Below are 23,468 nucleotides of genomic sequence, written 5' to 3'. Positions count from 1 at the left end.
TTATACAATAAAAATCGAGGTGACGATGATCGTGGAATACAGCATAACACAAGCCGCCAAGAAGATGCAATTAATAACCTATACTTTAAGATACTATGACCGCGAAGGCTTACTGCCCAGCATCTCAAGGACGAAAGCCGGCAATCGCGTTTTTACCGAAGCTGATCTGGATATGCTTTCGGTTGTCTGTTGTCTAAAAAATACGGGAATGCCGATCAAGGAGATCAAGCAATTTACGGACTGGCAAAATGAAGGCGATCATACCCTTCATGCCCGTCACAATATGCTGCTTAAGCATAAAGAAGATGTATTGAAGCAAATGGAGGATTTAAAAGAAAATCTCCGTTTGCTTGATCATAAGCTCGATTATTACCATAACGCCTGCCATGCTTATGACGCAGGATTGCCCATTCCTTCTTGTTGTGAAACCTGAAAAAAATTAAGAAGTCATTTTTATATTAAATTATTTTAATAAAACTATAGAAAGAAGTAACCCATCAATGGAGTATGTTCAATTTGGTAAAACCCGTTTAAAGGTATCGCGCTTTGGCCTTGGATGTATGAGATTTCCCTCTAATGAAGCTGACGCGATAGAAATGGTCCGCTATGCTATTGATCATGGTGTCAATTACGTGGACACCGCCTATATTTACAAAGACAGCGAAGTAATTACTGGGAAAGCATTGAAAGGCGGCTACCGTGAACGCACCTATTTAGCCACGAAAAGCCCAATCTTCAATATCACCAGTCATGCCGACTTTGAAAAATATCTGGATGAACAGCTCTTGCGGCTCGGTACGGATTACATTGATATTTACCTGCTCCACAATCTAAATCATGAACATTGGGAAACCGTAAAAAAATACGATGGACTCACCTTCCTCGATAAAATGCTTGAAAAAGGGAAAATTCGCCACAAAGCATTTTCCATCCATAACACCTTCCCTGCTTTTATGGAAATTGTGGATTCCTATGATTGGGAAATGGCCTAAATTCAGCTCAACATTTTAGATGAACACCAACAAGTCGGTATTGAGGGGCTGAAATATGGAGCAGAAAAAGGTCTGGCCATGATCATCATGGAACCGCTGCGTGGAGGCTCTCTGTTAAATAATATCCCAGCAGAGGTAACTGAATTAATCAATACTTATCCTGAAAAGCGCTCACTCATTGAATGGTGCTTCCGCTGGCATTATAACCGGCCTGAGGTTTCCGTTATCTTAAGCGGTACAAGTTCATTGGATCAACTCAAAGACAATCTGAGAATCTTTGAGCATGATACTCCCAATGTCATGTCAGAAAGCGATCTGGAGTTAATCCGCAAAATCCAGGATGTTTATGAAGGGAGAAAGCGGATTGGCTGCACAGGCTGCAAATACTGTATGCCCTGCCCGCAAGGAGTCAATATCCCGGAAATCTTTAAAGTTTATAACAGCTATCAGTTCTCCAAGCCCCAAGGCATAGATAAGCTTTTTTATCAAAGAAATCTACGTACTCCCGGCTCAGGAGCTGATCAATGCATTACCTGCGGCCTTTGTGTGCAGCAGTGCCCCCAAAAGCTGGAGATCCCTGATTTGTTAAAAAAAGCCCATCAAGAGTTAACTGTCTAATCGTTCTTCTCCCCTATCCATCGAAGCGGGGAATTCTGACCTAACAGAATTCCCCGCTTATTTTATATCCTTATTTATATCTATGAACGCTCTATATTTAATCTAAAAATCTCAAATAAATCGCCCTGTTATAGAATTTCGATTGTCCCGTATCTCTTCAGGAGTTCCTTCAGTGATGACTTTGCCGCCATATACACTTCAAAGTCAGCGCCGGACTTCACGACTTCTTCCCGGCATTCGCATGAACCTATCTCTAAAATAAATGGGTAATGTCTTTAAAAGACAGTACCCATGTACTTTTATAGGAAAATCTATTTCCCTAATCCTTAGTGTAAGGTTATCAGGCCTATTACTATTCTGTATCCAATTTTAATTTATTGCCCCTTGTTGCTTGCAGAGGCTTGTGCCGCAGCTAAACGAGCAAGAGGTACGCGGAACGGGGAACAAGAAACATAGTTGAGTCCCAGCAAATGACAGAACTCAATTGAAGAAGGTTCTCCCCCATGTTCGCCACAGATTCCGAGCTCAATCTCTGGATTAGCAGAACGCCCAAGTTGGACGGCCATTTTCATCAGTTTCCCTACGCCATCACGATCGATCACAGCAAAGGGATTCTGCGCCAAGATCTTTTGATCGAGGTAGGCGGGGAGGAACTTTCCTTCGGCATCATCACGCGAGAAGCCTAACGTCGTTTGCGTAAGATCATTCGTACCGAAGGAGAAGAAATCTGCAACTTTCCCAATCTCATCGGCAGTCAGCGCAGCTCGAGGAACTTCGATCATCGTCCCAACTTTATAAGCGAAGGTAACGCCTTGTTCTGCCATGACAGCTACGGCTGTGTCCTCGGTCAGTTTACGCAGTATTTCTAACTCTTTAACATGAATGACAAGTGGGATCATGACTTCCGGATGGATTTCATACCCTTCCTTGACGAGACGGGCTGAAGCTTGGAAAATTGCCCGAGCTTGCATTGCATAGATTTCGGGAAAAGTGATTCCCAAACGACAACCACGGTGTCCGAGCATCGGATTTAGCTCGGCAAGTGCGCGAATTTTTCTTAAGAGCACTTCTTTATCTTTGAGTTCCTCAGGATCTGCTCCGGTCAATTTGAGTTTAGTGATTTCTACAACAAGGTCTTCAACATTAGGAAGGAATTCATGTAGCGGTGGATCGAGTAACCGAATGATTACAGGTAAGCCCGCCATCGCTTTAAGAATGCCATAGAAATCTCCTTCCTGCATTGGCAGAAGTTTAGCAAGAGCCGTTTCACGCTCCGCCAAAGATTGCGAGAGGATCATTTCTTGGACAATCGGAATCCGTGCAGGATCCATAAACATATGCTCGGTCCGGCAAAGTCCAATGCCTTGAGCGCCAAAATCCCGCGCTTTTTGGGCATCCTTCGGATTGTCGGCATTGGCCAATACGCGCAGACTCCGAATTTCGTCTGCCCAAACCAGTAACACTTTAAATTCCTCACTCAACTCGGGATCAATCATTGGGACAGCTCCCTTGATGACCCGACCTGTTGAACCATCGATGGACAGAATTGTGCCTTCTGGATAAACCACGCCATCGATCGCCACTGTATGCTCAGTATAATCAATCCTCAACGCTTCACAACCACAGACTGCTGGTTTTCCCATATGGCGGGCGACAACTGCGGCATGACTCGTCATTCCGCCACGGCTGGTCAGAATTCCTTGAGCCGCCAGGATACCATGAATATCATCTGGAGTAGTTTCGGTGCGAAGTAAGATGACCTTTTCCCCATCATGGCCCAGACGTGCAGCTTCATCCGCGTCAAAGACGATTTTACCGGATGCTGCTCCTGGAGATGCCGGTAAGCCTTTAGCCAAAACTTCAAGTTTCGCTTGGGTATCCATCCGACGGTGCAGAAGTTGATCAAGTTGTCCGGGTTCAATTCTCGTAATCGCTTCTTCTTTAGAAATTACACCTTCACGACAGAGTTCCACAGCCACGCGAATCGCTGCCGGAGCGGTTCGTTTACCGTTCCGAGTTTGCAAGAAGAAGAGACGTCCCTTCTCGATCGTAAATTCGATGTCTTGCATATCCCGATAATGCGCTTCCAAACGAGAAGAAATCTCCACAAACTGATCATAAATAGCTTTGTTTTCTTTCTCTAGGGATTTGATCGGTTGCGGCGTACGAATACCAGCAACCACATCTTCCCCTTGAGCATTCATTAAATATTCCCCGTAGAGCGCTTTTTCTCCCGTTGAAGGATTCCGCGTAAAGGCTACCCCGGTACCGGAGTCATTGCCCATATTTCCAAAAACCATGGACTGAACATTGACGGCCGTTCCAATATCATCCGGAATAGCGTTGATTCTACGATAAACGATAGCCCGGTCATTATTCCAGGACCGGAAAACGGCGAGAACCGCTTGTTCCAATTGTTTAATTGGTTCTTGCGGAAACGGCTTGCCAGTTTTTTGTTGGATTAACTTTTTATACTCTTCGACAACCTGCTTCAAGCTATCAGTCGAAAGCTCGGAATCATAGGTTACACCTTGTTTTGATTTTGCTTCATCCAAAATTCTCTCAAAGAAATGATGCTCGATTTCGAGAACAACATTTCCAAACATCTGAATAAAACGTCGGTAGCTGTCATAGGCAAAGCGGTCATTTTGGGTAGAATTGGACAAACCTAGGACCGTTTGATCGTTCAAGCCAAGATTAAGAATCGTGTCCATCATCCCCGGCATGGAGAATTTTGCCCCGGAACGAACCGAAACGAGCAATGGATTTTTCTGATCTCCAAAGGTCTTCCCGGTTGCTTCTTCGACAACTTTTAAAGCGGGAGTAATTTGTTCCCAAAGTCCTGCTGGAAATTGAGCACCTGTTGTGTAGTATTCATTACAGGCTTCTGTGGTAAGCGTAAACCCTGGAGGTACGGGCAACCCGATATTCGTCATTTCGGCTAAGTTTGCTCCTTTTCCCCCTAGCAAATCGCGCATAGAGGCTTTCCCTTCACGGAATAAGTATACATACTTCTTAAACATTTCGCTCCCCCTTATATAAAATTTCTAAGATTAAGGCTGCTGTTTCTTCCACAGCTTTTCCTGTGGCATCAAGAATCGGGCATCCTACCTTACGCATAATTCCGCGGGCATATTCTAATTCTTCCATGATGCGTTCTAAACTTGCATAATCAGCAGAAGCTCCCAAACCTAAGGTTTTCAGACGTGCTTTGCGAATTTCATTTAAATGATCGGGCCTTAACGTCAGTCCCACGACTTTTCGTGGAGAAACCTCGAATAACTCCTGCGGGGGGGCAACCTCGGGTACGAGTGGGATATTAGCTGCCTTAATTCCCTTATGCGCTAAATACATACTTAATGGGGTTTTTGAAGTTCGAGACACTCCGATGAGCACAACATCAGCATAAAGTGCTCCTCGAGGGTCTTTTCCATCGTCATATTTAACAGCGAACTCAATCGCCTCTACTTTACGAAAATACTGCTCATCCATACGGTGCGTAATATTCGGGATATTGCTTGGCTCCAAGCCCGTTTCTTCAGATAATATCTTTAACAACGGACCCAGAATATCAACTGTTCTTAGCCCTTTTTCAACTGCCTGTTCCTCAAGATAATGACGCAGATTGCTCAAAACCAAAGTATAGGCTAGAATCGCCTGCTCGTGGACAGCGTCTTCTAAAATTTCATCGATATGTGCTTCGTTCCGCACATGCGGTACCATTCGAATCCTTGTTCGGACTCCGCTAAACTGTGCTGCAGAAGCTCGGCTCACAAATTCCGCCGTTTCTCCCAAAGCATCAGAAATTACATAAATCACAGGCATTTCTCTCGTCACTCGAGCACCTCCACACTATTGACCTAGCGTTCCAATTTGAACTAAGATCTTGGTCACGTTCGTTTTTGTGAAACGTCCAACCACTTCATAACGTTCATCCCCATGCTCATTGATAAACCCTTCGACGACGGGTAACGTATCAATTTGGTGTTGCATTAACTTTCGCGCGGCGTCGAGCACCAGTTCATCAGGCGTTGTCATAATAATATTGGGCATCCGAGTCATAATGACGCCTACCGGAACCTGCTGAAGATCTGTTTTTCCTAAAGCTGCTTTCAGTAGATCTTTCCGTGAAATCATTCCGAGCAGTTCACGATCCTCGGAAACAACAATAAGACTGCCGACATTTTGGGTAAACATCGTGACAATAGCATCATAATTACTGATATCAGGGCGAATCGCCGCCGGTACAGACTTGAAGTCCCCTACTCGCAACTGACGCAAATATACTAATAATGGGGATGGCTCATGCTTATCTCGGTAAAAATACCCGACTCTGGGACGAGCCTCCAGAACACCGGCCATCGTCAGTATCGTTAGATCTGGACGCAGGGTGGCTCGCGTTAAGTCCAGCTTAGCTGCAATTTGTTCACCTGTAATCGGACTTGTATTTTTCACAATTTCCACGATACGCGATTGACGTTCCGACAATTCCAACCCGTTCACCCCAATCCAAAATTGCCCCATGACAGAGATATATGCTTAACTTAGCTTAAATGTGACATACTAATTTAGACCTAATAGATAATTATTCCACACAATTTCATTTTTTCCTGCAATATATTGTTCAGTATAAAAATAATTTTATACATGGTCCTGGCTTTTTCCTTTCGCTCTTTAGTCATCTGTTCCAGCGAACATGCTAAAATAGGCAGTAGCATTGAAGTTAAGAGTAGGGGGTAAACATGTTGTTAAATATAGCGAATCAAATCATAGAAATTATTAACGAGCAGATTAACAACGCGCAGACAGTCACTTGTTATAGGAGACCACTCATCGGGTTCGCCTCTGCCCATGACCCTTTATTTACTCAAATGAAAGAAATTATTGGACCCCATCATTTACTGCCGACTGATTTACTGCCTACTGCTAAGACCGTTGTGGCCTTCTTTCTCCCTTTTGCGGAGGACATCGTCAAAGCTCATCGCAAGAGCCCGAATATCCCCCTGGAATGGTCTGCCGCCTATATTGATACCAATGCGCTCATCGAAACAATCAGTCAAGAATTAAAAAGAGAACTCGCGTCCTCTGGAATATCGGCCGTTACACAAAAGGCCACTCATAATTTTAACGAGCAAGATTTAACGGCGGTTTGGTCCCATAAAAGTGTGGCCTATGTTGCTGGCCTAGGTACCTTTGGCCTGAACCAGATGTTAATCACCCCGTCAGGTTGTGCTGGTCGCTTTGGTAGTCTCATTATTTCAGCTGAAGTTCCTCCCTCTCCTCGACCCGCCGTGGAGTACTGTAGCTACAAAAGAGAGGGAAAATGTCAATTTTGTATCAACAACTGTCCAACAGGATCGTTAACTCAAGAAGGCTTAAATAAGCAAAAATGTTATGAACAGCTTTTAAAAGTGAATCAAGAATTTCCCGACTTAGGATTATGTGATGTTTGTGGCAAATGTGCCATTGGGCCTTGCGCTTTAAAAAATGATGGTTAAGCTTTAACAATGACCATGAACCACTGCGAGACCTTACTGCATAATATAGGAAGAATGCGCATCATGGCTTTGGAGAATTTAACGCTTATTAAAATAGTTATTCAGTTTCTCCATCCTCTTGGCATACTCCTCAAGTGTGAAAAATCCACTCTCTCGTAATTCGTTAAGAACTTTTGAGTAGTTCTCATATTGCCGTCTATCTTCATTTTTAACACTTTTACTATGGAATAGTTCAATTACCTCTTCAAGCTCCGTATTAGTTAAAACTTCAATATCTCGCAACTTAACCAAACTAACATCATTTTCATCAATTTCTAATTCCGTTGTTTTAGGTATTAATGGGTTTATCGCTAACCTAACTGCTAAATAAATGATAATAAAGAGTAGAATTACATAAAGAAAAATCATTCTCTCTATCCTCCTTTAAACACCCTCACAATATAAGGATATTACGCAATCAATGCTGGAATTCCAATTATAATAAATATGAGTATGATTAAAGATATTATTTTACCTAACGTAGCCCCTAAATTATTTTTAAACTTATAACCCACAATAAATGATGGTATAAAAAATATAGAAGAATAGAATATTGTGTAATGTATTCCGCTACTACCATTTGACCATGATTTTATTCCTATAGATTTTAATATAGCATCTCCATAGCACCCTTTATCTCCAAAGGAAAAGGAAAATAATATTCCCATAACACATAATAGTAAAGAAATTGAACCTAACCCTATTTTCTTTTTAACTTTGTCCAAAATTAACACCTCCATCTTAATAAGATATGATAAATGTTAGTGTACAATATCCTACGAATGTGTCACAGCGTACACGTCCTGAATTCCAGACGCGGTTATTCTCATCTAACAATATAGACTTTATAGAGGCACATATACTCCCACTTGACTCCATCCTTACTTGATTGTAACAGTTGTTTCCGTTAAAAATACCTCATGTATCTCAGGTACTTCCCGATGTGGTTTTACGGTCAAACGGAACTCAAGTCCATCCACCTCGTCCGGCAACGGCGGTATCACGACAAAGGAATGCTGCATTCCCTTTTTTTGTCCGCATCCACTGTCAAGTCGGCACTGATATTTTGAAGAGATAAACAATTCAAAGCTAGCATGTCCCAGTCTGAGGTACGGTTCTTCAGTGTTGACTTCGGTTTCAACGAACACCACACTGGCATTACTGTATTGTTTCATGTGAGTAACAGCATAGAATACGCCATCAATTTTAGCGGATTTTAAAATAGGTACGAACTTTAAAAATCCAGCGGGTTCTACTAGTGGCACAAACTGATGTTCACTGTACATATATCCAAAGAGCCTTAGAATCATATCTTCATTGAGTCCATACTGCTGGCTCCACGCTGAAATCCGATCAAGATGTGGAAATCCCGGATTGTTATTTGAAAGCTCTTTACGCTTTGCCAGCAATCCACAAATCTGCTCATCTATCGAAGCCAACTCTTCACAGTAGTAATCAGTAGGTGGACGAAACGGCATTCTCATCAAATTAATGACCCTCTTCCTTTTAACATAATGGCCTTACATCAAGTTTGCGAGACGACTGGGAATTCGCTGAGTCACCACCAGCAATAACTCGTCACCGACTATTGTCAACGAAGTTCCGTCCCAATCAACCACGGTACGGAGGCGAGGGGCGGCAAGTGCTAAGGTTCAATCTTCCAGTGGTGAATGTGGCTAGCTGGGAAGCAGACCGGAATTGCGCTTTTTTTGAGACATCCATAGACGGTGACAGAAGTAACCACAAAACCTATGCAACACATAATATGAAGCACGTGAATTAACCTGTTATTGGTAATTTCTTTGTTTACCATATGGAATCCTTCAAATAGACTGAAAATTGTTTGACTACCTAACAATAAGTATTAATGCAAGCAATAGACATAACACACCTCACTCAATTATAAATATAACAGAAAACGGTGGACAAATTCTCACGAATCTGTCCACCGTTTTCTGTCATTGACTTATTCAATTTGGCATATTGTCCAAATTGTTTTACGCCAACACGCTCAAATCTCCTAAGCACCCGAGCATTTCCACACACTCGCTTAAGAGAGCCAGACGAGCTTGTTTGAGTTTTTCATCCTCAACCATAATCATGACTGCTTGGAAAAGAGCCTCAATGAACGGAACGAGTTCCGATGCGACATGATAAGCTTGAGCGTATTCGCCCATCGTCACTAGATTATCAAAACGCTCCTGACGCAGGGAAATTGCTTCAGAGAGTGCGATTTCAGCTGGGTCAACCAAATCTTTCGTGTTCAAAGCCTGAGTTTCGGCCTTTTTGCTCAAGTTCAAACAGCGAATAAAGGCTTGCGAATACGGAGTGAATTCCGGAGTTTCCCGTTTTTCAGTGAGTACTGAAGCCTTTTTAGCTAAATGTGTTATGTTGTCGCCGTCGTTAGCCAGTACGGCATCAATCGTGTCATAGCGGAGACCCTGCTCTTGGAGGACATAGCGCAGACGTTGCAGGAAAAAATCATGAAGCGCTGGTAAGCTTTCAGCTAAGGGTTGAAGTTTGACGCCTTGTCGTTTAAAGCTTTCATAAGATGCAGCAAAAAGCTTCTCCAAAGAAATATCCCATCCCGCTGCAATGAGAATCCCCACAACCCCTTGGGCCTGACGACGCAAAGCATACGGATCTTGGGAGCCGGTGGGTTGGAGTCCAATCCCGAACGATCCGACAATCGCATCGAGCTTATCGGCGATGCTGACAACTTGGCCAGTTAGAGATTGGGGTAACGCATCTCCCGCAAATCGCGGTTGATAATGCTCTAAGATTCCGGTCGCAACCTCTTGGGGCTCTCCACTCAAGGCTGCATATTCCGCACCCATGATTCCCTGGAGCTCAGGAAAATCGTAGACCATCAGCGTCACGAGGTCAGCTTTCGCAAGCAGTGCTGTCCGATCAATAAACGATTTTTTCTCTTCGCCAAGACCAAGTTGTTCGGAGATCGCTCGTGCAAGTTCGCGTACCCGCTCGACACGCTGACGAACCGTTCCGAGTTTATCGTGGTAAACAATCTTTTCGAGTTTACCGACCAAATCAGCTAGGAGTTGCTTCTGGTCTTCGCGATAATAGAAGGCTGCATCTTCTAAACGTGCCTTCAAGACTTTTTCGTTTCCGGCTTTCACTTTATCTAAAGCATGGGTACCGCCGTTACGAACCGTGATAAAATAGGGCAACAGTTTGCCATTTTTGCCATGAACGGGAAAATAACGTTGGTGATCCTTCATTGGGGTTGTAATCACAGCTTCCGGCAGGTGCATATATTTATTCGCGACCTCACCCATCAGTGCGGTTGGGTACTCCACGATATGCATCACTTCTTCAAGCAGCTCCGCATCCTCATCGACCGACCCACCCACTTGTTGCGCTAATTTCTGAATCTGTTCCCCAATGACCTTTTTCCGTTCCTCGGGATTGACCATAACATAGACTTTACGCAAATCCTCCACATAGTGTGTGGGATTCTTAAGCTCTACGTCATGACCCAGTGTCCGGTGTCCTCGAGTCACTCGACCCGACGTCAAACCGACAAATTCAAAGGGAATCACTTCAATGCCAAAAAGAGCAACGATCCAGCGAATCGGACGGGCAAACCGAAAGTCAAGATCAGCCCAACGCATCGGTTTGGGGAAATGCAACCCGGTAATCAGATCTAAACAAAACTGAGCAAGGAGTTCCGCGGCAGGCTTTCCTGCTTCGAATTTGCGGGCATAAACATAAGGAATGCCGTTTAACTCTTGTTCAAAGAGATCCTTCGGCTCCACACCCTGTCCTCGAGCGAACCCTTGAGCCGCTTTGGTAGGGTTTCTTTCTGCATCATAAGCGGCTTTGACAGCAGGGCCTTTAACCTCAGCAGCTAAATCCGTTTGTTTTTCCGCTAAATCTTTTATGAGAACCGCCATCCGTCGAGGTGTCGTGTAAACTTTCAACTCTGTGAAATCTAAGCGCAAATCTTGGAGTTGTTCGCGAGCCTTTTCTTCAAGTTGTTGTAACACGCTGGGAGCAAATTTAGCAGGAAGTTCTTCTGTTCCAATCTCCAATAAAAAATCTTTAGCCATCTTACTTACCCTCCTTGCCCGACTGATCTTTGAGAAGCGGGAAGCCTAGCTTTTCCCGTTGCTCTACGAAGGCTTGAGCACAAAGCTTCGCCACGTTGCGGACCCGGGCAATATAGGTTGTGCGCTCCGTGACACTGATTGCGCCCCGGGCTTCCAAGAGGTTAAACGCGTGAGAACATTTGAGAACATAGTCATACGCAGGTAAAACTAGGCCTTTTTCCACGACTCGGATCGACTCTTTTTCATACATATCGAACCAGGTTTGGAGTGCTTCAACATCCGCAACTTCAAAATTATAATGCGAATAGTCGATTTCATTTTGTAAATAAATATCTCCGTAGGTCACATCTCCAACATACTCGATATCAAAGACACTTTCTTTATTCTGAATATACGTGGCGAGTCTTTCTAAGCCATACGTAATTTCAGCCGAAACGGGTTTGCAGTCAATTCCACCGCATTGCTGGAAATAGGTGAACTGGGAAACTTCCATTCCATCCAGCCAGACTTCCCAACCCAGTCCCCAAGCACCAAGCGTCGGCGATTCCCAGTTATCCTCGACGAAACGAATATCATGCTCCTTCGCATCAATTCCTAAGCGTTCCAGACTTTCGAGATAGAGCTCCTGAACGTTGTCTGGGGAGGGCTTCAAAATAACTTGATACTGAAAATAATGCTGTAAGCGGTTTGGATTCTCGCCATAGCGACCATCAGTCGGGCGCCGTGAAGGCTCGACATAGGCGACCTTCCAAGGCTCCGGGCCAAGTGCTCTTAAAAAAGTGTTCGGGTTAAAGGTTCCCGCTCCTTTTTCCATATCATAAGGCTGGGCTAAAATACAGCCTTGTTCACCCCAAAACTTATTCAGGGTTAAGATCATATCCTGAAACTTCATAACTTACCTCCCATTAATTTTTTATGAAACGAGGGGACAGGGTCCTCGTTTCCATAGATTTTTCAGAGTAAACTTCCATGCGGGTACGTAGTACCATCAGAGGATGAGAAATTTTGGGTCATGTAGCTTCTCGGGTCTTTAATCTCGTGGTCTTCGAAGCGAGTTACGATTACAGTAAGCGAGGACTCTACGTCGAGCAGTAACCAAGCTTAGGCAGAACTGCACCTACTTTAGCGGGACGAGTCACGTGATGTGACTCGCCGACCGTGAGCCAAGGACGGCGAATTGGGAGGCTATCCCGCATCTTGCATCCAGCAGTTATGCCCTTAGCTTGGTCTGCGAGCGTACGTCTGAGCGTCTGTAACGTAACTCTGCTTGCAAGAACCCCAGTAACAACCTATTTGACCTGAACAGACCAAAGGCTTTTTTAGAGTAGTCGCAAACAATAAAGAAAACTTGGCTTGCGCCAAGCCTCTAGCGTAGGCGGAAGCCTTAGTTGCACTTATGCTATCTGCCCAAAACTTATACTTTCTGTTAGTATAAAAAAACTCTCACCCCCGTAGCATAATGCTACAGGGACGAGAGTTTTTCCCGCGGTTCCACCCTGTTTGATCCTCAAACGTGAGGATCCTCTTCGTTAAAAGTGCTCCGAGTTGCCCCAATTCGCTTCAACCCACCTAGCTTTCACCGACACTAGGCTCTCTAAAGGGATCGTCGAATCTTTGACTCATCCTTACACTAAAAAGTCAATTTTAATTTATTATATTCCGGTAATTTTCTTCTGTCAAATATCTTAACTTATCTTGCGATTCATGGATGTTCTGAATTACTCACTAATTCCAGCTTCCCTATTTTTCCCGGATTCCTCATCGGGAACGATTACAGTCTTAGTATCATAAGGATACTCATCATATTCTTCTTGTTCTTCTAAACTATCCACTTCGAGCCCATAGTGTTTGACCGCGGCCGTTGCTGCCCCGAGAAGTCCGAGTATTCTTAAGGTAGGTCGCTTCCAAATCGTGTACGCCAAGGCGACTCCTAAAGGCGCTGACATGCTAAGGACTGTTTTATCCTCATGCTTAAGATGAAGCTGCGTTTTGTTCATCCGTTTTATCTGTTCCTTGAGGCCATCCATTAGTCGGCCGCCCAACCCGTCGTCCCTGCTTTGTTCTTCTTCAAGTTTAGCTAAGGCCCTAACGAGATCTCCCTGAGTCGCTTCCAAGGCTAAACGTGCTTGTTCATAGCTTATCCCCATGCGCTCCCGCAACACATCAACTTTCTCGAGTTCTGTCCACAGTACTTCGCTCATTAACCTGACCGTCCTTCCCGCTCTGGTTTTGTCCCACGTTTGCCAAGCGGCTCCCCATACTCCAAGACTTGAGTCGTCGATTAAAGGTCTGTTCACTCAGGAATTGAAGGCATATTAATATCTCTTTTTTCATTCCTTCATTCCACCGTAGACGATCTAATTTTGTTAAATCAACCGTTAAAAGCTGTCTCATAAAAGCTATACTTCCCGCTTGGAGCCAACGACCTAATCTTGCGTTATCCCCTAAACATTGACCACATACGACTCCACCCTCTTCAAGGCCAAAGTAGACTCGTGTTCCACGGATGGATTGCCCGCATACCGAGCATTCGGACAACTTCGGGCGATATCCTAAATAAGTTAGCAAACGTAAAGTATAAGCGCTTTGCAGAAGCGCGGGGTCAAGATACTCCAAAAGAAAAAGGCTCGATAAAGTTAAAGTAAATAATTCTGGATAAGGTTGACCCTGAATCGTGCCAATATCGAGAAGCTCCACAATAGCCGAAGCGGCCAAGCACTTCTCCATATCGCCCCACAAAAAGGGGAAACTTTCTTTGGGGCTGGCTTGATTGACCGTGTCCAGCGTTCTCCCTCGATATAACAGGAAATCTGCATAAGTAAAGAGTTGTGCTCCAGCCCTTTGTCGGCTTTTAGGCTTTCTAACTCCCTTAGCCACAGCGTGAAGTTTACCCTGTTCTCGCGAAAAAAGCGTCAGCAATCGGTCTGATTCGCCATATTCCCGACTTCGGATCACCAACGCATCGGCTTGGTAAACACTCACGATTACACCCCATTATTGTTAGTCAGTCGCTGACTAAGTATACTTCATTCCGTAATGAGCTGTATCCCAGCGCTTGCTCCAATACGTTCCGCTCCAGCCTCGATAAGTTGCAAGGCAAATTCGCGAGTCCGAATTCCTCCGGAGGCTTTAACTTTGACTTCGTCGCCGACCCAAGCCTTCAGATTTCGGACATCCTCTACAGTCGCCCCGCCACCTGCAAATCCAGTAGAAGTCTTAATAAATTCTGCGCCTGAACGCTTAACGATTTCTGCAGCTTGACGCTTTTCTTCTTCCGAGAGAAGGCAAGTCTCGATAATCACCTTGACTGCTACCCCGCAACAGTGCGCCGCTTCGACTACACGGACAATATCTTTTTCAACGGTTTCCCAATCTCCAGACTTAGCCCAGCCGATATTCATAACCATATCAATTTCGCGAGCCCCATGGGCTTTCGCAGCAAAAACTTCGGCTACTTTAATCTCCGTTAAGGTTGCACCCAAAGGAAACCCGACCACAACTGCTACCCCGACGCCTGTACCATGGAGAAGTTTCGACGCCGTGCGGGCATAGGATCCGTTGACACAAACCGTTGCAAATTGGTATTGCTTCGCTTCATGGCAGAGCTTGACAATATCCTTCTCGGTCACGTCAGGCTTTAATAACGTATGGTCAATCATTCCTGCTAGATTCATTGGACAACCCCTTCTTTCTTCAAGATAATTCCTTACTTCCGATTCGAATAACCAAATTCCCGTAAATTCAAAGCCTGGTTCCGCCAGTCCTTTTTCACTTTCACAAAAAGCTCGAGAAAAACTTTACTTCCAAGCAAGGTTTCAATATCCAGCCGTGCAAGAGTACCGATCTCTTTTAAGAGTTTCCCACCCTGACCGATGATAATTCCTTTTTGCGAATCCCGTTCTACAATAATTGAAGCCCGAACTTTTACGAGAGTCGTTTTTTCTTCAACCGATTCAACGATGACCGCAATGGAATGCGGAACTTCATCCCGGGTGAGCTGAAGGACTTTTTCCCGCACCAGTTCTGCCATAATGAAACGCTCTGGTTGATCCGTTACTTCATCCTCAGGATAGTACATTGGCCCTTCAGATAATTGATTGAAGATGACTTTCAGTAATTCCTCTTTGTTCTCCCCAGTCTTAGCTGAAAGCGGAACGATGGCTAAAAAGTCAGCGAGTTGAGAATAGTCTTGGATCAGCTTGAGAATTTGTTCCTTGTTCAGAAGATCGATCTTATTCAAAACGAGAATACAGGGTGTTTTAACCTGTTTCAGGGCGTTAATAATGTATTGTTCCCCACCCCCAAATTCAGCTGAACCATCGACCATATATAATACCAAGTCTACTCCACGGATGGAACCGACAGCGGCATCCAACATGAATTCCCCGAGTTTATGTTTGGGTTTATGTATGCCCGGAGTATCCAAAAAAATGACCTGTCCCCGCTCTTCCGTAAGGATACATTGAATTTTATTACGAGTCGTTTGGGGTTTATCAGACATAATAAGAATTTTCTGCCCTAAAAGCTGATTCAGGAGTGTTGATTTTCCTGCATTAGGACGTCCTATAACTGAGACAAATCCGGAACGAAATCCGGAGGATTGATTCGTTAATTTCAAATTATTACACTTCCTTAATTCAATATTAGGTTTAGATTTTTATTTGAGCTTATGCTTTTTATTTTAACTTTAAGTTAGATATCCAAAATTTTAAAACGATAATCTAGATATCATCCCTCTTTTGATAACTTTTATTATAGATACTCCGGTCCAAAGGAATCTGGAAGCAACGTTTTGAGATGGGTTAGCTGAGTTTCTCCCTGCCCATTCACCAGGATAACCAGGCAATCCTCTGCAAATTCTCGGAGAACCTGTCGACACGCTCCACAGGGAGAGGGGAAAGCTTCCGTAGGAACGGCCACCGCAACAGCCTTTAGCTTTGTTTCCCCTTGAGCAATGGCCTGAAAAATTGAGTTTCGTTCCGCGCACACCGTTAACCCAAAGCTAGCATTCTCTACGTTACATCCCGCAAAGATCTTCCCCGAAGCCCATAACGTTGCAGCCCCGACTGGATAGTGTGAATACGGAACATAGGCTTTTGGGTAAGCCTGCTGGGCAAGCCGAATAAGTTCTTCTTGTTCCTTGGGGGTAATCCCAATAAACTGATCCATAAATTACACCTCCGATTCAGCAGTGGCTTTCCTAGTATTTAGTGCTTGAATAAAAAAACTAAAGACCCCAAAGCTACATTTGAATTCTACCTCAGCGAATGCAGAATCCAGCGCCATAACGGCGGTCCAAAAATGAAAAGACCGATAACCACCGACTGAAGGGCGGTCACTAAAACAGCGCCTGCGGATACATCCTTTGCCATTCCTGCTATAGGATGAAAATTCGGTTGAACTAAATCAACAACAAGTTCAACTGCCGTGTTCATCACTTCAGCCGCGATCACACTACCAATCGCCAGGATGATCAGCACCCATTCCACCCACGTGAGTTGACACCACCAGGCTATGGCTAGAACAAGACTTCCTGCAAAAATATGAAATTGGAAATGTTTTTCAGTTTTCCAGGAATATTTAATTCCCCGGTAAGCCTGACCGAGACTCCGCCAGAACGAATTAGTCTTCGGATATTTCTCCATGAATTCCCCACCTTTACTCTCTCAAGAGACCGATTCGGTTCATCACCGTTTCTTCCTGGTGGCGCATTTCTGCCTTATCTTCTTCTGCTTCATGATCATACCCCAGTAAATGCAAAGTTCCGTGCACAGCCAGATAAACAAGTTCTCGTTCAAAGGAATGCCCATATTCCTCAGCCTGTACTCTCGCTCTCTCAACGGAGATAATGATGTCCCCAAGGATCTCATCTTCAAAATCCAAGATCTCAGGTTCCTCTTCCGCATCTTCTTGAAGTGCAAAAGAAAGAACATCTGTCGGACGGTCAACTCCACGGTATTCCCGATTCAGTTCATGGATTCTTTTGTCGTCAACCAGAGAGAGACTTATCTCAGCTTCTTCAGACCCTTCAGCAACCTTAAGAGCTTCAGCGATTCCTCGTTCAAAATATTCTTGAATCCGTTCCCGCTCAGCTTCAGGAATCGTCTGTTCTTCCCAATTAATATCTAATAACAAATTCTAGGAGTTACCCTTAGGGCAACTCCTCCCTCCCTTCGTTCTAGGCGTATCTATAGATTTGAGAATCATCATTAAGTATCCTGTTTTGTTTCATCTTCAGTATCATCTAAGGTATATCCTCGGTCTAATTCAATTTGATTCTCTTCTCCCTTATCTAGACCACCTTCTTGTTCACTAGCAAGTACAGGTACCGCATCCTCTGTTTTATGCGGTAATTCTGGATATTCCACACGAGAGTGAAAAATCCCGCTCAAAACTCGGACAAACGCGGTGGCGATCTTATCAAGATCTCTAAAGGTTAAATTACATTGATTGAGTTGATCATCATTAAATTTATCCTTAATCAGCTTCCGAACAAGCCCTTCAATCCGTCCAGGGGTAGCTTGCTTCATCGACCGGACTGCAGCCTCCACACTATCGGCAAGCATAACCAGAGCAGCTTCTTTCGTCTGAGGCCTAGGGCCTTCATAGCGAAACGTTTCTTCGGGAATCTCAAGATTTTCTTCAATCGCCTTATGATAAAAGAAGCTGACTAAACTATCTCCATGATGCTGGGCTATAATATCTTGGATGGACTGCGGCAACTTATGCTCCCGAGCCATTTCCAACCCATCCTTAATATGTGAGGTAATGATGAGCGCACTTAACGTAGGCGCAATTTTATCATGAGGATTATCTTGAGAAAATTGATTTTCGATGAAAAAATACGGGCGTTTGAGCTTACCAATATCATGATACATTGCCCCGACCCGCACTAGAATCGCATCCGCTTCGACGATTTCAGCAGCTGCTTCCGCTAAATTCCCCACAAGAATGCTGTGGTGATAAGTTCCCGGGGCCTCCACCAATAAACGTTTAAGAAGGGGCCGATTGGGATTAGATAATTCCAATAAACGAATCGCCGAGGTAATATGGAAACCGGCTTCAAACCAATGTAAGGTACCAACCGTAAGTACAGAAGAGGCTAAACCATTAACAACGCCGAGTAAAATTCCCACAGCCCAAGCTGAAAGTCCCATACCTGAGGTCAGGGCAATTCCGCTTACAGTAAGGATATTGACTGCGGCGATAAATAAACCAGCACGGGCCAAATCTGATCGCTGACTCAAACGTGAGACGCTATACACCCCAATAACGCCACTAAATAAAGCAACGAGTGCTACCTGTAAGCCAAAGGAAGTAGTCACGACTGGATCCGCTAAAATTCCGACAAAGACCGCTAAGATGATTGAACTTAAGAGCGCGGTCCCTGGATCGACCAAAATAGCGATCGTCATGGTCGCCCAGGCAACAGGAATGAGCATCCCGACCAGGGAATTAAATTGGGGTCCTCCTAGATTTAAAGCAATAATGGCTTTCCCAATAATCAAGACAAGGGTTATACTTAGCCCGACTAAAATCATCTTAGGCAGCAGTTGAGGAATATGTCGTCGATACTGGCGTGCATAAAGGATCATGGATAGCATACTGATTAAAACAATAAGGGCTATTCCAGCGACAGAACGCCAAGGCGAACGATTCTCCACCAGCCCATAAGCAGCCAACACCCGCATAACGCCTTCGTCTACAATCTCACCGGGTCCAACGATCTTTTGGCCGGCTTTATAACTATGAACTTCAAGCTTCACCGAAGCTCGAGCGGTTTGGCGTAACTTTTCGGTGTCTTGTTCATTCACCAGTAACGTCGGATGCGTGATTTTCGATTCAACAAAGGCTTGTAAAAATACTTTAAAATCATCCGTCATCGGAGCATTATCAATATCTAGTTTCATCCGGTCGCGGAGTGTAACTACTTCACCAGGTTCACGTGCTCCTGTATCGCTTCCCCGGGCATTACCCATAATAAGTTGGGTGGCAGTTTGCTCCTTCTCGTCAAGGAGTTGAGGAGAGGCTTTAATCAGACTCGCCAAGATCCCATCCGGCAAAGCGGCAAAGGGAGTTGTTTGGCGAAGCTTCGTGATCCTGGCAGGATCCTCCACTTTAGAATTAACAGCCTCCTGAAGTGCCATAAACGCCTTGCTTAAATCTCGCGCAACATTGGCGATATAATCTTCATCCGGTTTGTAAATAGGTTTGACCGCTTGAGCTGCTGCATCTTGGTCTTGACGATATTTATCCATATCCTCAATATCTTTAGTCCAAGGGGCCTTGATGAGTTGGGTACTGGGCTCTCCTAAATCAATATGCAATCTGGACATAAAAAGTCCAGAGGATAGTAGAAAGGTAAATAGCAGAAAATACACCACGACGGCAATAATGGGCTGCCAAGTGGTGTTTCTCTTGAAATTCGTCATGGAATTCAGAGGCCATAGTTCCCTAATCTTCAAATACATCCTTCTTTCACGAACGGAATTCTAATGGAAATCCCGCCGACCTTCGCTTTCTTCCATCTTTTCATAGGCCTGGATAATCTTCTGAACGAGCGGATTGCGGACAACATCGGCCGCTGTAAAATAGTGAAAGGAGATATCAGAAATATCTTTTAAGATTTTTTGAACTTCAACTAAACCTGAATAGTGCCCACGCGGTAAATCAACTTGCGTGACATCCCCAGTCACTACCGCTTGAGAAGCGAAGCCAAGCCTGGTTAAAAACATCTTCATTTGTTCGGGTGTCGTATTTTGTGCTTCGTCCAGAATAATAAACGAATCGTCAAGGGTTCGTCCACGCATATAGGCAAGAGGTGCTATTTCGATCGTCCCCTTTTCCACGTACCGCTGAACCGTTTCCGGACCTAACAAATCATATAAGGCATCATAAAGCGGCCGTAGATAGGGATCAATTTTCTCTTGAAGATCTCCAGGCAAAAAGCCTAACTTTTCCCCTGCTTCGACGGCTGGCCGGGTGAGAACGATCCGATTGACCGCCTTCGACCGGAGAGCGCGTACAGCCATGACGACAGCTAAATATGTTTTGCCTGTTCCCGCAGGACCGATGCCAAAAACAAGCGTATTTTTATCAATTGACTCTAAGTACTCCGCCTGGCCTAAGGTTTTGGCTTTGATTGGACGCCCTCGATGGGTTGTCGCGATAACTTTGGCAAGCGTGTCTGCCATTCCTGAATCCTGTCCTTCTTCGACTTGGGAAATAATATATAAAACATCAGTAGGTGTTAAATGATGTCCTTGTCGAATCATCGCCAAAAGTTCTTTGACCGCTTTTTCCGTTTTTTCGACTTCTTCAGGCTCACCCGTAATGGTCATTTCTCCCCCACGGACAATGCCCCGTCCGCCTAAACGTTCTTCTAACAGTCGCAAATGGGCATCTTCTAATCCAAGTAGATTCATCGCTTCAGCTGTATCATTCAAAATGATCTTCGATTCCTTCGTCAATCTTTCGCCTCCATTACGGATTCGGATACACCGCTAAATCCTCATACGTTTCTGTTTCGACGCGAACTCGCTCTACCTCACCACTACTGGCTAAGACACGCACGGTCTCCTCGATAATGCTAGCCCCTGGAGAAATCCTCGATTGGAGCTCTGCTTTAGCTTCCTTCTCGGCGATTTGTTGGGCTTCGGCTTTTGTACGTTCGAGATGTACCGTCTCTAATTCCTTATAGTCAATGGATAGTATTTCGACAGGCAGGTGCCAATTCCTCCCGAAGGTATAAGCGTAAATCTTAACTTCTTTCGTCACTTGCGGAAAAGGGGATTCTGGTGTTGTTACCATTATGACTCGGTTACCGATTTTTATACCCCATCCTTTTGCGCTCCGCCCACTCTCTTCAATTTTATCTTCAGTCAAGGGCACCTTACCTTCAGCACTATACCAAACGCGTGCCCGAGCAAAACCTTTTGCCGCTGGAATCGCATGGGGCAAAGTTGGGTTAGGCTTCGAGACGACACCAGGTTTTGGCTGAGCGCTTGGATTATCAAGGTTCACTGGAGCCTCAATCAAAACCTGGCCGGCTTTTACCGTTTCTCCTTCGTGAACCAGCGGAGTTCCCTGAATGACCATCAGCTCTTGAATGATTCCTGTCTTACTGGCGACAAGATTTCCTCGCTCCGTCTGGACAATGGGGCGGATTTTTTCTTTGACGTTAATATTGATTTGAGTTCCTTGATTATCTATCCCAACCCAAGCCACATCTGGAAATTCCTCAACTAAAGCTTCAGCAATTTTACGGGTATCCACATTTTTCTGCCAAACCCAGGTTTTCAACCCTAGATTATCTGCACTTTGAAGGAGCTGCTCCGTCGGAATCACTTTATTACCCTTCACTTCAATGGACAACACCATTTGGGACAAAACAGCAAGTGTTATCCCGATCAAGAGAATACCTGCAATCAAGGTTTTTCTTCGCCACCAGCGGAGGGCAATAAAGGGCCAACCATATTTTGCGAGAATATGGACTCGCGTATGCGTTAGGCGGGCAGCACGGCGTAATTTCTTGAAATCCGCAATTTTAACTTGAGCTTTAAGACCCCGCTCCGATTTTTGGGTTTTATAAAAAACGATGCCCTCCCGAATTCCTTCATTGACAAAGCGAGCAAGTTGATCCCCGCGCGCAGCAAAAATGACCCGTCCATGCCAAAATGGTCCAAAATCTACGAGCATTAGGATTCACTTCCTCCCTGAAAAGTTAGGGAATCAAGCTCCCCCTCAATCCGCAGTTCCGCAGCTAGCACTGTTTTTAGAACAAAACTATGACCTGTGAAACAGAGCTCCCCTTCGAGCGTACTTAAACGGATTTCCTCTGTTGAGAACTCAACGATCTCCACATAATTTTCAACCAGGACCTCCTGACGTCCAGTTATCGTTATCTTTGGGCCGTTGCCTGCGACATCCGGCGGAAAATCTAAAGCTTCGCCTACATTTTTAGAAAGTTTATCAAACATCGAAAGACTCCTCCCTTCTTAAACCATGTTTATGAAGGAAGGAGTCTAAATAGTCCAAGCCTAGAGGACAAAATGATAGCTTGACTCAACAAGCATCGTTACCCAGCTGTTGTCCTATCAGACAATCCGAATTGAACAACAGAGGATGATCGGCAAAATACGCAACAATTAAATTGTGATTTGCGCTGTACACTGATTTAACAGATCAATTTATTAAGTTGGAGCTCAGAACTTGCGTCCTATAAAGACTGTTAAGTAAAGAGGCTTTGGACTATATTACCGTTTTGCTTTATAGAATTTATTACTTATTTTTAAAAAAACAAAAATGTAACAAGAAAATTAGCAATATTTGTTGGAAAATAATAGTATCTATTGTAAGTTTCTTTGATTATAATTAAATTAATGGTCATCAATTTAAAAATGAAGGGGTTGGTAAATATTAAGAAGATTTCAATTTTAGTCCTTTCTTTTGTTTTACTATTAGGATTCTCAACGAATGTATTTGCCGCTGAAAAAACTATCGGTGAACAAAACAAACAGATCTTGGTTTCTGAACCCAATAACTCGATAACGTTTAAGAAAGTTGAAATAATTAAGGAATCTGATAAAACAACTGTTAGTGTGGATGGACACGTAGAATTCGGAGATGTACCAAAAAAAGTTCAGATTGAGGTAGATGCTAAAAAAGGTACATACAAAACAAAATTATTAAGTGTTGGTCCCATTATAAAGAACCCAACTTCTACAAGCGACTCGGCTTCTACAATCCAACCCATGTCAGCAACCGAACTACGCTCGGCTGCAGTTACAATAAACTCAATAGATCCTGCTTATTGGTCTTTAGCTCGAACAACCCAATATCTCAATTGGAATGTTTGGTCAGATGGAACTGTAGGGTTTTCCAGTCGCTCACTGAACACATGGGATGGGCAACCGACTCAGGGAGGTACCTATTGGTACTTAAACTGGATTAGCTTTCAAGGTGACCCATGGTACACTTCTAATTACACCATGGTAGGCTCTGATCTTTCTTCACAGCATTACAACTATGACTTTGGATTACCTAACTTAGTAACATATGCTAACCATAATATTAGTATCTATGGATTATCAACTGGATATGATTTTAATGCCACTTATAGTCATTCAGGTGAGTTTTCCTCCTTACTTTCCGCCCAAATTTGGTACAACTAGCTAGATTCGACTTACTAGCTTCTCTGAAGGAACTGCTCGTAACGAGCAGTTCCTTCTCTATAAACTTAGCAAAAAGGA

At 44.2% G+C, this 23,468-nt stretch carries 22 protein-coding genes and 1 pseudogene; 4 read left to right on the top strand and 19 right to left on the bottom strand.

Annotation, left to right across the window (positions count from 1 at the left end):
* Positions 1-31 precede the first annotated feature (31 nt).
* Entirely contained in the window at positions 32-433 is a 402-nt protein-coding gene (locus VM640_RS13975; protein WP_325393254.1) for a MerR family transcriptional regulator, read from the top strand.
* Positions 434-500: 67 nt separating this feature from the next.
* Positions 501-1,610, top strand: a pseudogene (locus VM640_RS13970) (aldo/keto reductase).
* Between the two features lie 374 nt (positions 1,611-1,984).
* On the opposite strand, the gene ppdK reads toward VM640_RS13970, so the two are convergent.
* Genes ppdK through ccpN form a run of 3 tightly spaced genes read right to left on the bottom strand, consistent with a single transcriptional unit; the run spans position 1,985 to position 6,104 of the window.
* Positions 1,985-4,633 carry a pyruvate, phosphate dikinase gene (ppdK, locus tag VM640_RS13965; protein WP_325393252.1) on the bottom strand — a complete coding sequence of 883 codons (2,649 nt, stop codon included), beginning with the start codon at positions 4,631-4,633 and terminating at the stop codon, positions 1,985-1,987.
* Positions 4,626-5,447 carry a pyruvate, water dikinase regulatory protein gene (locus VM640_RS13960; RefSeq protein WP_325393250.1) on the bottom strand — a complete coding sequence of 274 codons (822 nt, stop codon included), beginning with the start codon at positions 5,445-5,447 and terminating at the stop codon, positions 4,626-4,628. The genes ppdK and VM640_RS13960 overlap by 8 nt, the downstream gene beginning before the upstream one ends.
* Positions 5,448-5,462: 15 nt before the next feature.
* Complete coding sequence (gene ccpN, locus VM640_RS13955; RefSeq protein WP_325393351.1) at positions 5,463-6,104, bottom strand: transcriptional regulator CcpN; 642 nt, start codon at positions 6,102-6,104, stop codon at positions 5,463-5,465.
* Between the two features lie 248 nt (positions 6,105-6,352).
* Between ccpN and VM640_RS13950 the strand changes: the two genes are divergently transcribed.
* Positions 6,353-7,108, top strand: coding sequence for an epoxyqueuosine reductase (locus tag VM640_RS13950; protein ID WP_325393248.1), 756 nt, complete (start codon positions 6,353-6,355; stop codon positions 7,106-7,108).
* A 78-nt stretch (positions 7,109-7,186) separates the two neighbouring features.
* On the opposite strand, the gene VM640_RS13945 is transcribed toward VM640_RS13950, so the two are convergent.
* From VM640_RS13945 to VM640_RS13870, 16 genes are all read right to left on the bottom strand, one after another.
* The gene (locus tag VM640_RS13945; RefSeq protein ID WP_325393246.1) at positions 7,187-7,516 is read right to left on the bottom strand and encodes a hypothetical protein; all 330 of its coding nucleotides are present in this window, start codon (positions 7,514-7,516) and stop codon (positions 7,187-7,189) included.
* Between the two features lie 41 nt (positions 7,517-7,557).
* A complete protein-coding gene (locus tag VM640_RS13940; protein ID WP_325393244.1) occupies positions 7,558-7,872 on the bottom strand; it encodes a hypothetical protein in 315 nt (104 codons plus the stop codon).
* Positions 7,873-8,028: 156 nt separating this feature from the next.
* Entirely contained in the window at positions 8,029-8,631 is a 603-nt protein-coding gene (locus tag VM640_RS13935; protein ID WP_325393349.1) for a hypothetical protein, read from the bottom strand.
* Between the two features lie 513 nt (positions 8,632-9,144).
* The gene (glyS, locus tag VM640_RS13930; protein ID WP_325393242.1) at positions 9,145-11,217 is read right to left on the bottom strand and encodes a glycine--tRNA ligase subunit beta; all 2,073 of its coding nucleotides are present in this window, start codon (positions 11,215-11,217) and stop codon (positions 9,145-9,147) included.
* 1 nt (position 11,218) lies between these two features.
* Positions 11,219-12,109, bottom strand: a complete 891-nt coding sequence (glyQ, locus tag VM640_RS13925) for a glycine--tRNA ligase subunit alpha (RefSeq protein ID WP_325393240.1) — start codon at positions 12,107-12,109, stop codon at positions 11,219-11,221.
* An 826-nt stretch (positions 12,110-12,935) separates the two neighbouring features.
* Positions 12,936-13,418 (bottom strand): DUF4342 domain-containing protein, encoded by a 483-nt coding sequence (locus tag VM640_RS13920; protein WP_325393238.1) that lies wholly within the window; start codon positions 13,416-13,418, stop codon positions 12,936-12,938.
* The gene (gene recO / locus VM640_RS13915; RefSeq protein WP_325393236.1) at positions 13,381-14,199 is read right to left on the bottom strand and encodes a DNA repair protein RecO; all 819 of its coding nucleotides are present in this window, start codon (positions 14,197-14,199) and stop codon (positions 13,381-13,383) included. Before recO ends, VM640_RS13920 begins: the two co-directional genes overlap by 38 nt.
* A gap of 44 nt (positions 14,200-14,243) precedes the next feature.
* The gene (gene deoC, locus VM640_RS13910; RefSeq protein ID WP_325393234.1) at positions 14,244-14,891 is read right to left on the bottom strand and encodes a deoxyribose-phosphate aldolase; all 648 of its coding nucleotides are present in this window, start codon (positions 14,889-14,891) and stop codon (positions 14,244-14,246) included.
* Between the two features lie 32 nt (positions 14,892-14,923).
* Positions 14,924-15,835 carry a GTPase Era gene (era, locus tag VM640_RS13905; protein ID WP_325393232.1) on the bottom strand — a complete coding sequence of 304 codons (912 nt, stop codon included), beginning with the start codon at positions 15,833-15,835 and terminating at the stop codon, positions 14,924-14,926.
* A 134-nt stretch (positions 15,836-15,969) separates the two neighbouring features.
* A complete protein-coding gene (locus VM640_RS13900; RefSeq protein ID WP_325393231.1) occupies positions 15,970-16,386 on the bottom strand; it encodes a cytidine deaminase in 417 nt (138 codons plus the stop codon).
* Between the two features lie 86 nt (positions 16,387-16,472).
* A complete protein-coding gene (locus VM640_RS13895; protein WP_325393229.1) occupies positions 16,473-16,862 on the bottom strand; it encodes a diacylglycerol kinase family protein in 390 nt (129 codons plus the stop codon).
* Positions 16,863-16,875: 13 nt separating this feature from the next.
* The gene (gene ybeY, locus VM640_RS13890; RefSeq protein WP_325393227.1) at positions 16,876-17,352 is read right to left on the bottom strand and encodes an rRNA maturation RNase YbeY; all 477 of its coding nucleotides are present in this window, start codon (positions 17,350-17,352) and stop codon (positions 16,876-16,878) included.
* A gap of 74 nt (positions 17,353-17,426) precedes the next feature.
* Positions 17,427-19,682 (bottom strand): HD family phosphohydrolase, encoded by a 2,256-nt coding sequence (locus VM640_RS13885; protein WP_414647999.1) that lies wholly within the window; start codon positions 19,680-19,682, stop codon positions 17,427-17,429.
* A 27-nt stretch (positions 19,683-19,709) separates the two neighbouring features.
* Positions 19,710-20,687, bottom strand: coding sequence for a PhoH family protein (locus tag VM640_RS13880; RefSeq protein WP_325393223.1), 978 nt, complete (start codon positions 20,685-20,687; stop codon positions 19,710-19,712).
* A 13-nt stretch (positions 20,688-20,700) separates the two neighbouring features.
* The gene (gene yqfD, locus VM640_RS13875; protein WP_325393221.1) at positions 20,701-21,915 is read right to left on the bottom strand and encodes a sporulation protein YqfD; all 1,215 of its coding nucleotides are present in this window, start codon (positions 21,913-21,915) and stop codon (positions 20,701-20,703) included.
* Positions 21,915-22,196 carry a YabP/YqfC family sporulation protein gene (locus tag VM640_RS13870; RefSeq protein ID WP_325393219.1) on the bottom strand — a complete coding sequence of 94 codons (282 nt, stop codon included), beginning with the start codon at positions 22,194-22,196 and terminating at the stop codon, positions 21,915-21,917. Before VM640_RS13870 ends, yqfD begins: the two co-directional genes overlap by 1 nt.
* A gap of 384 nt (positions 22,197-22,580) precedes the next feature.
* Between VM640_RS13870 and VM640_RS13865 the strand changes: the two genes are divergently transcribed.
* Complete coding sequence (locus tag VM640_RS13865; RefSeq protein WP_325393217.1) at positions 22,581-23,390, top strand: hypothetical protein; 810 nt, start codon at positions 22,581-22,583, stop codon at positions 23,388-23,390.
* Positions 23,391-23,468: the final 78 nt, after the last annotated feature.

Source organism: Desulfitobacterium sp., from assembly GCF_035539115.1.
Taxonomy (GTDB): Bacteria; Bacillota; Desulfitobacteriia; order Desulfitobacteriales; family Desulfitobacteriaceae; genus Desulfitobacterium_A.
This window is presented reverse-complemented; position numbering and strand designations above follow the sequence as displayed.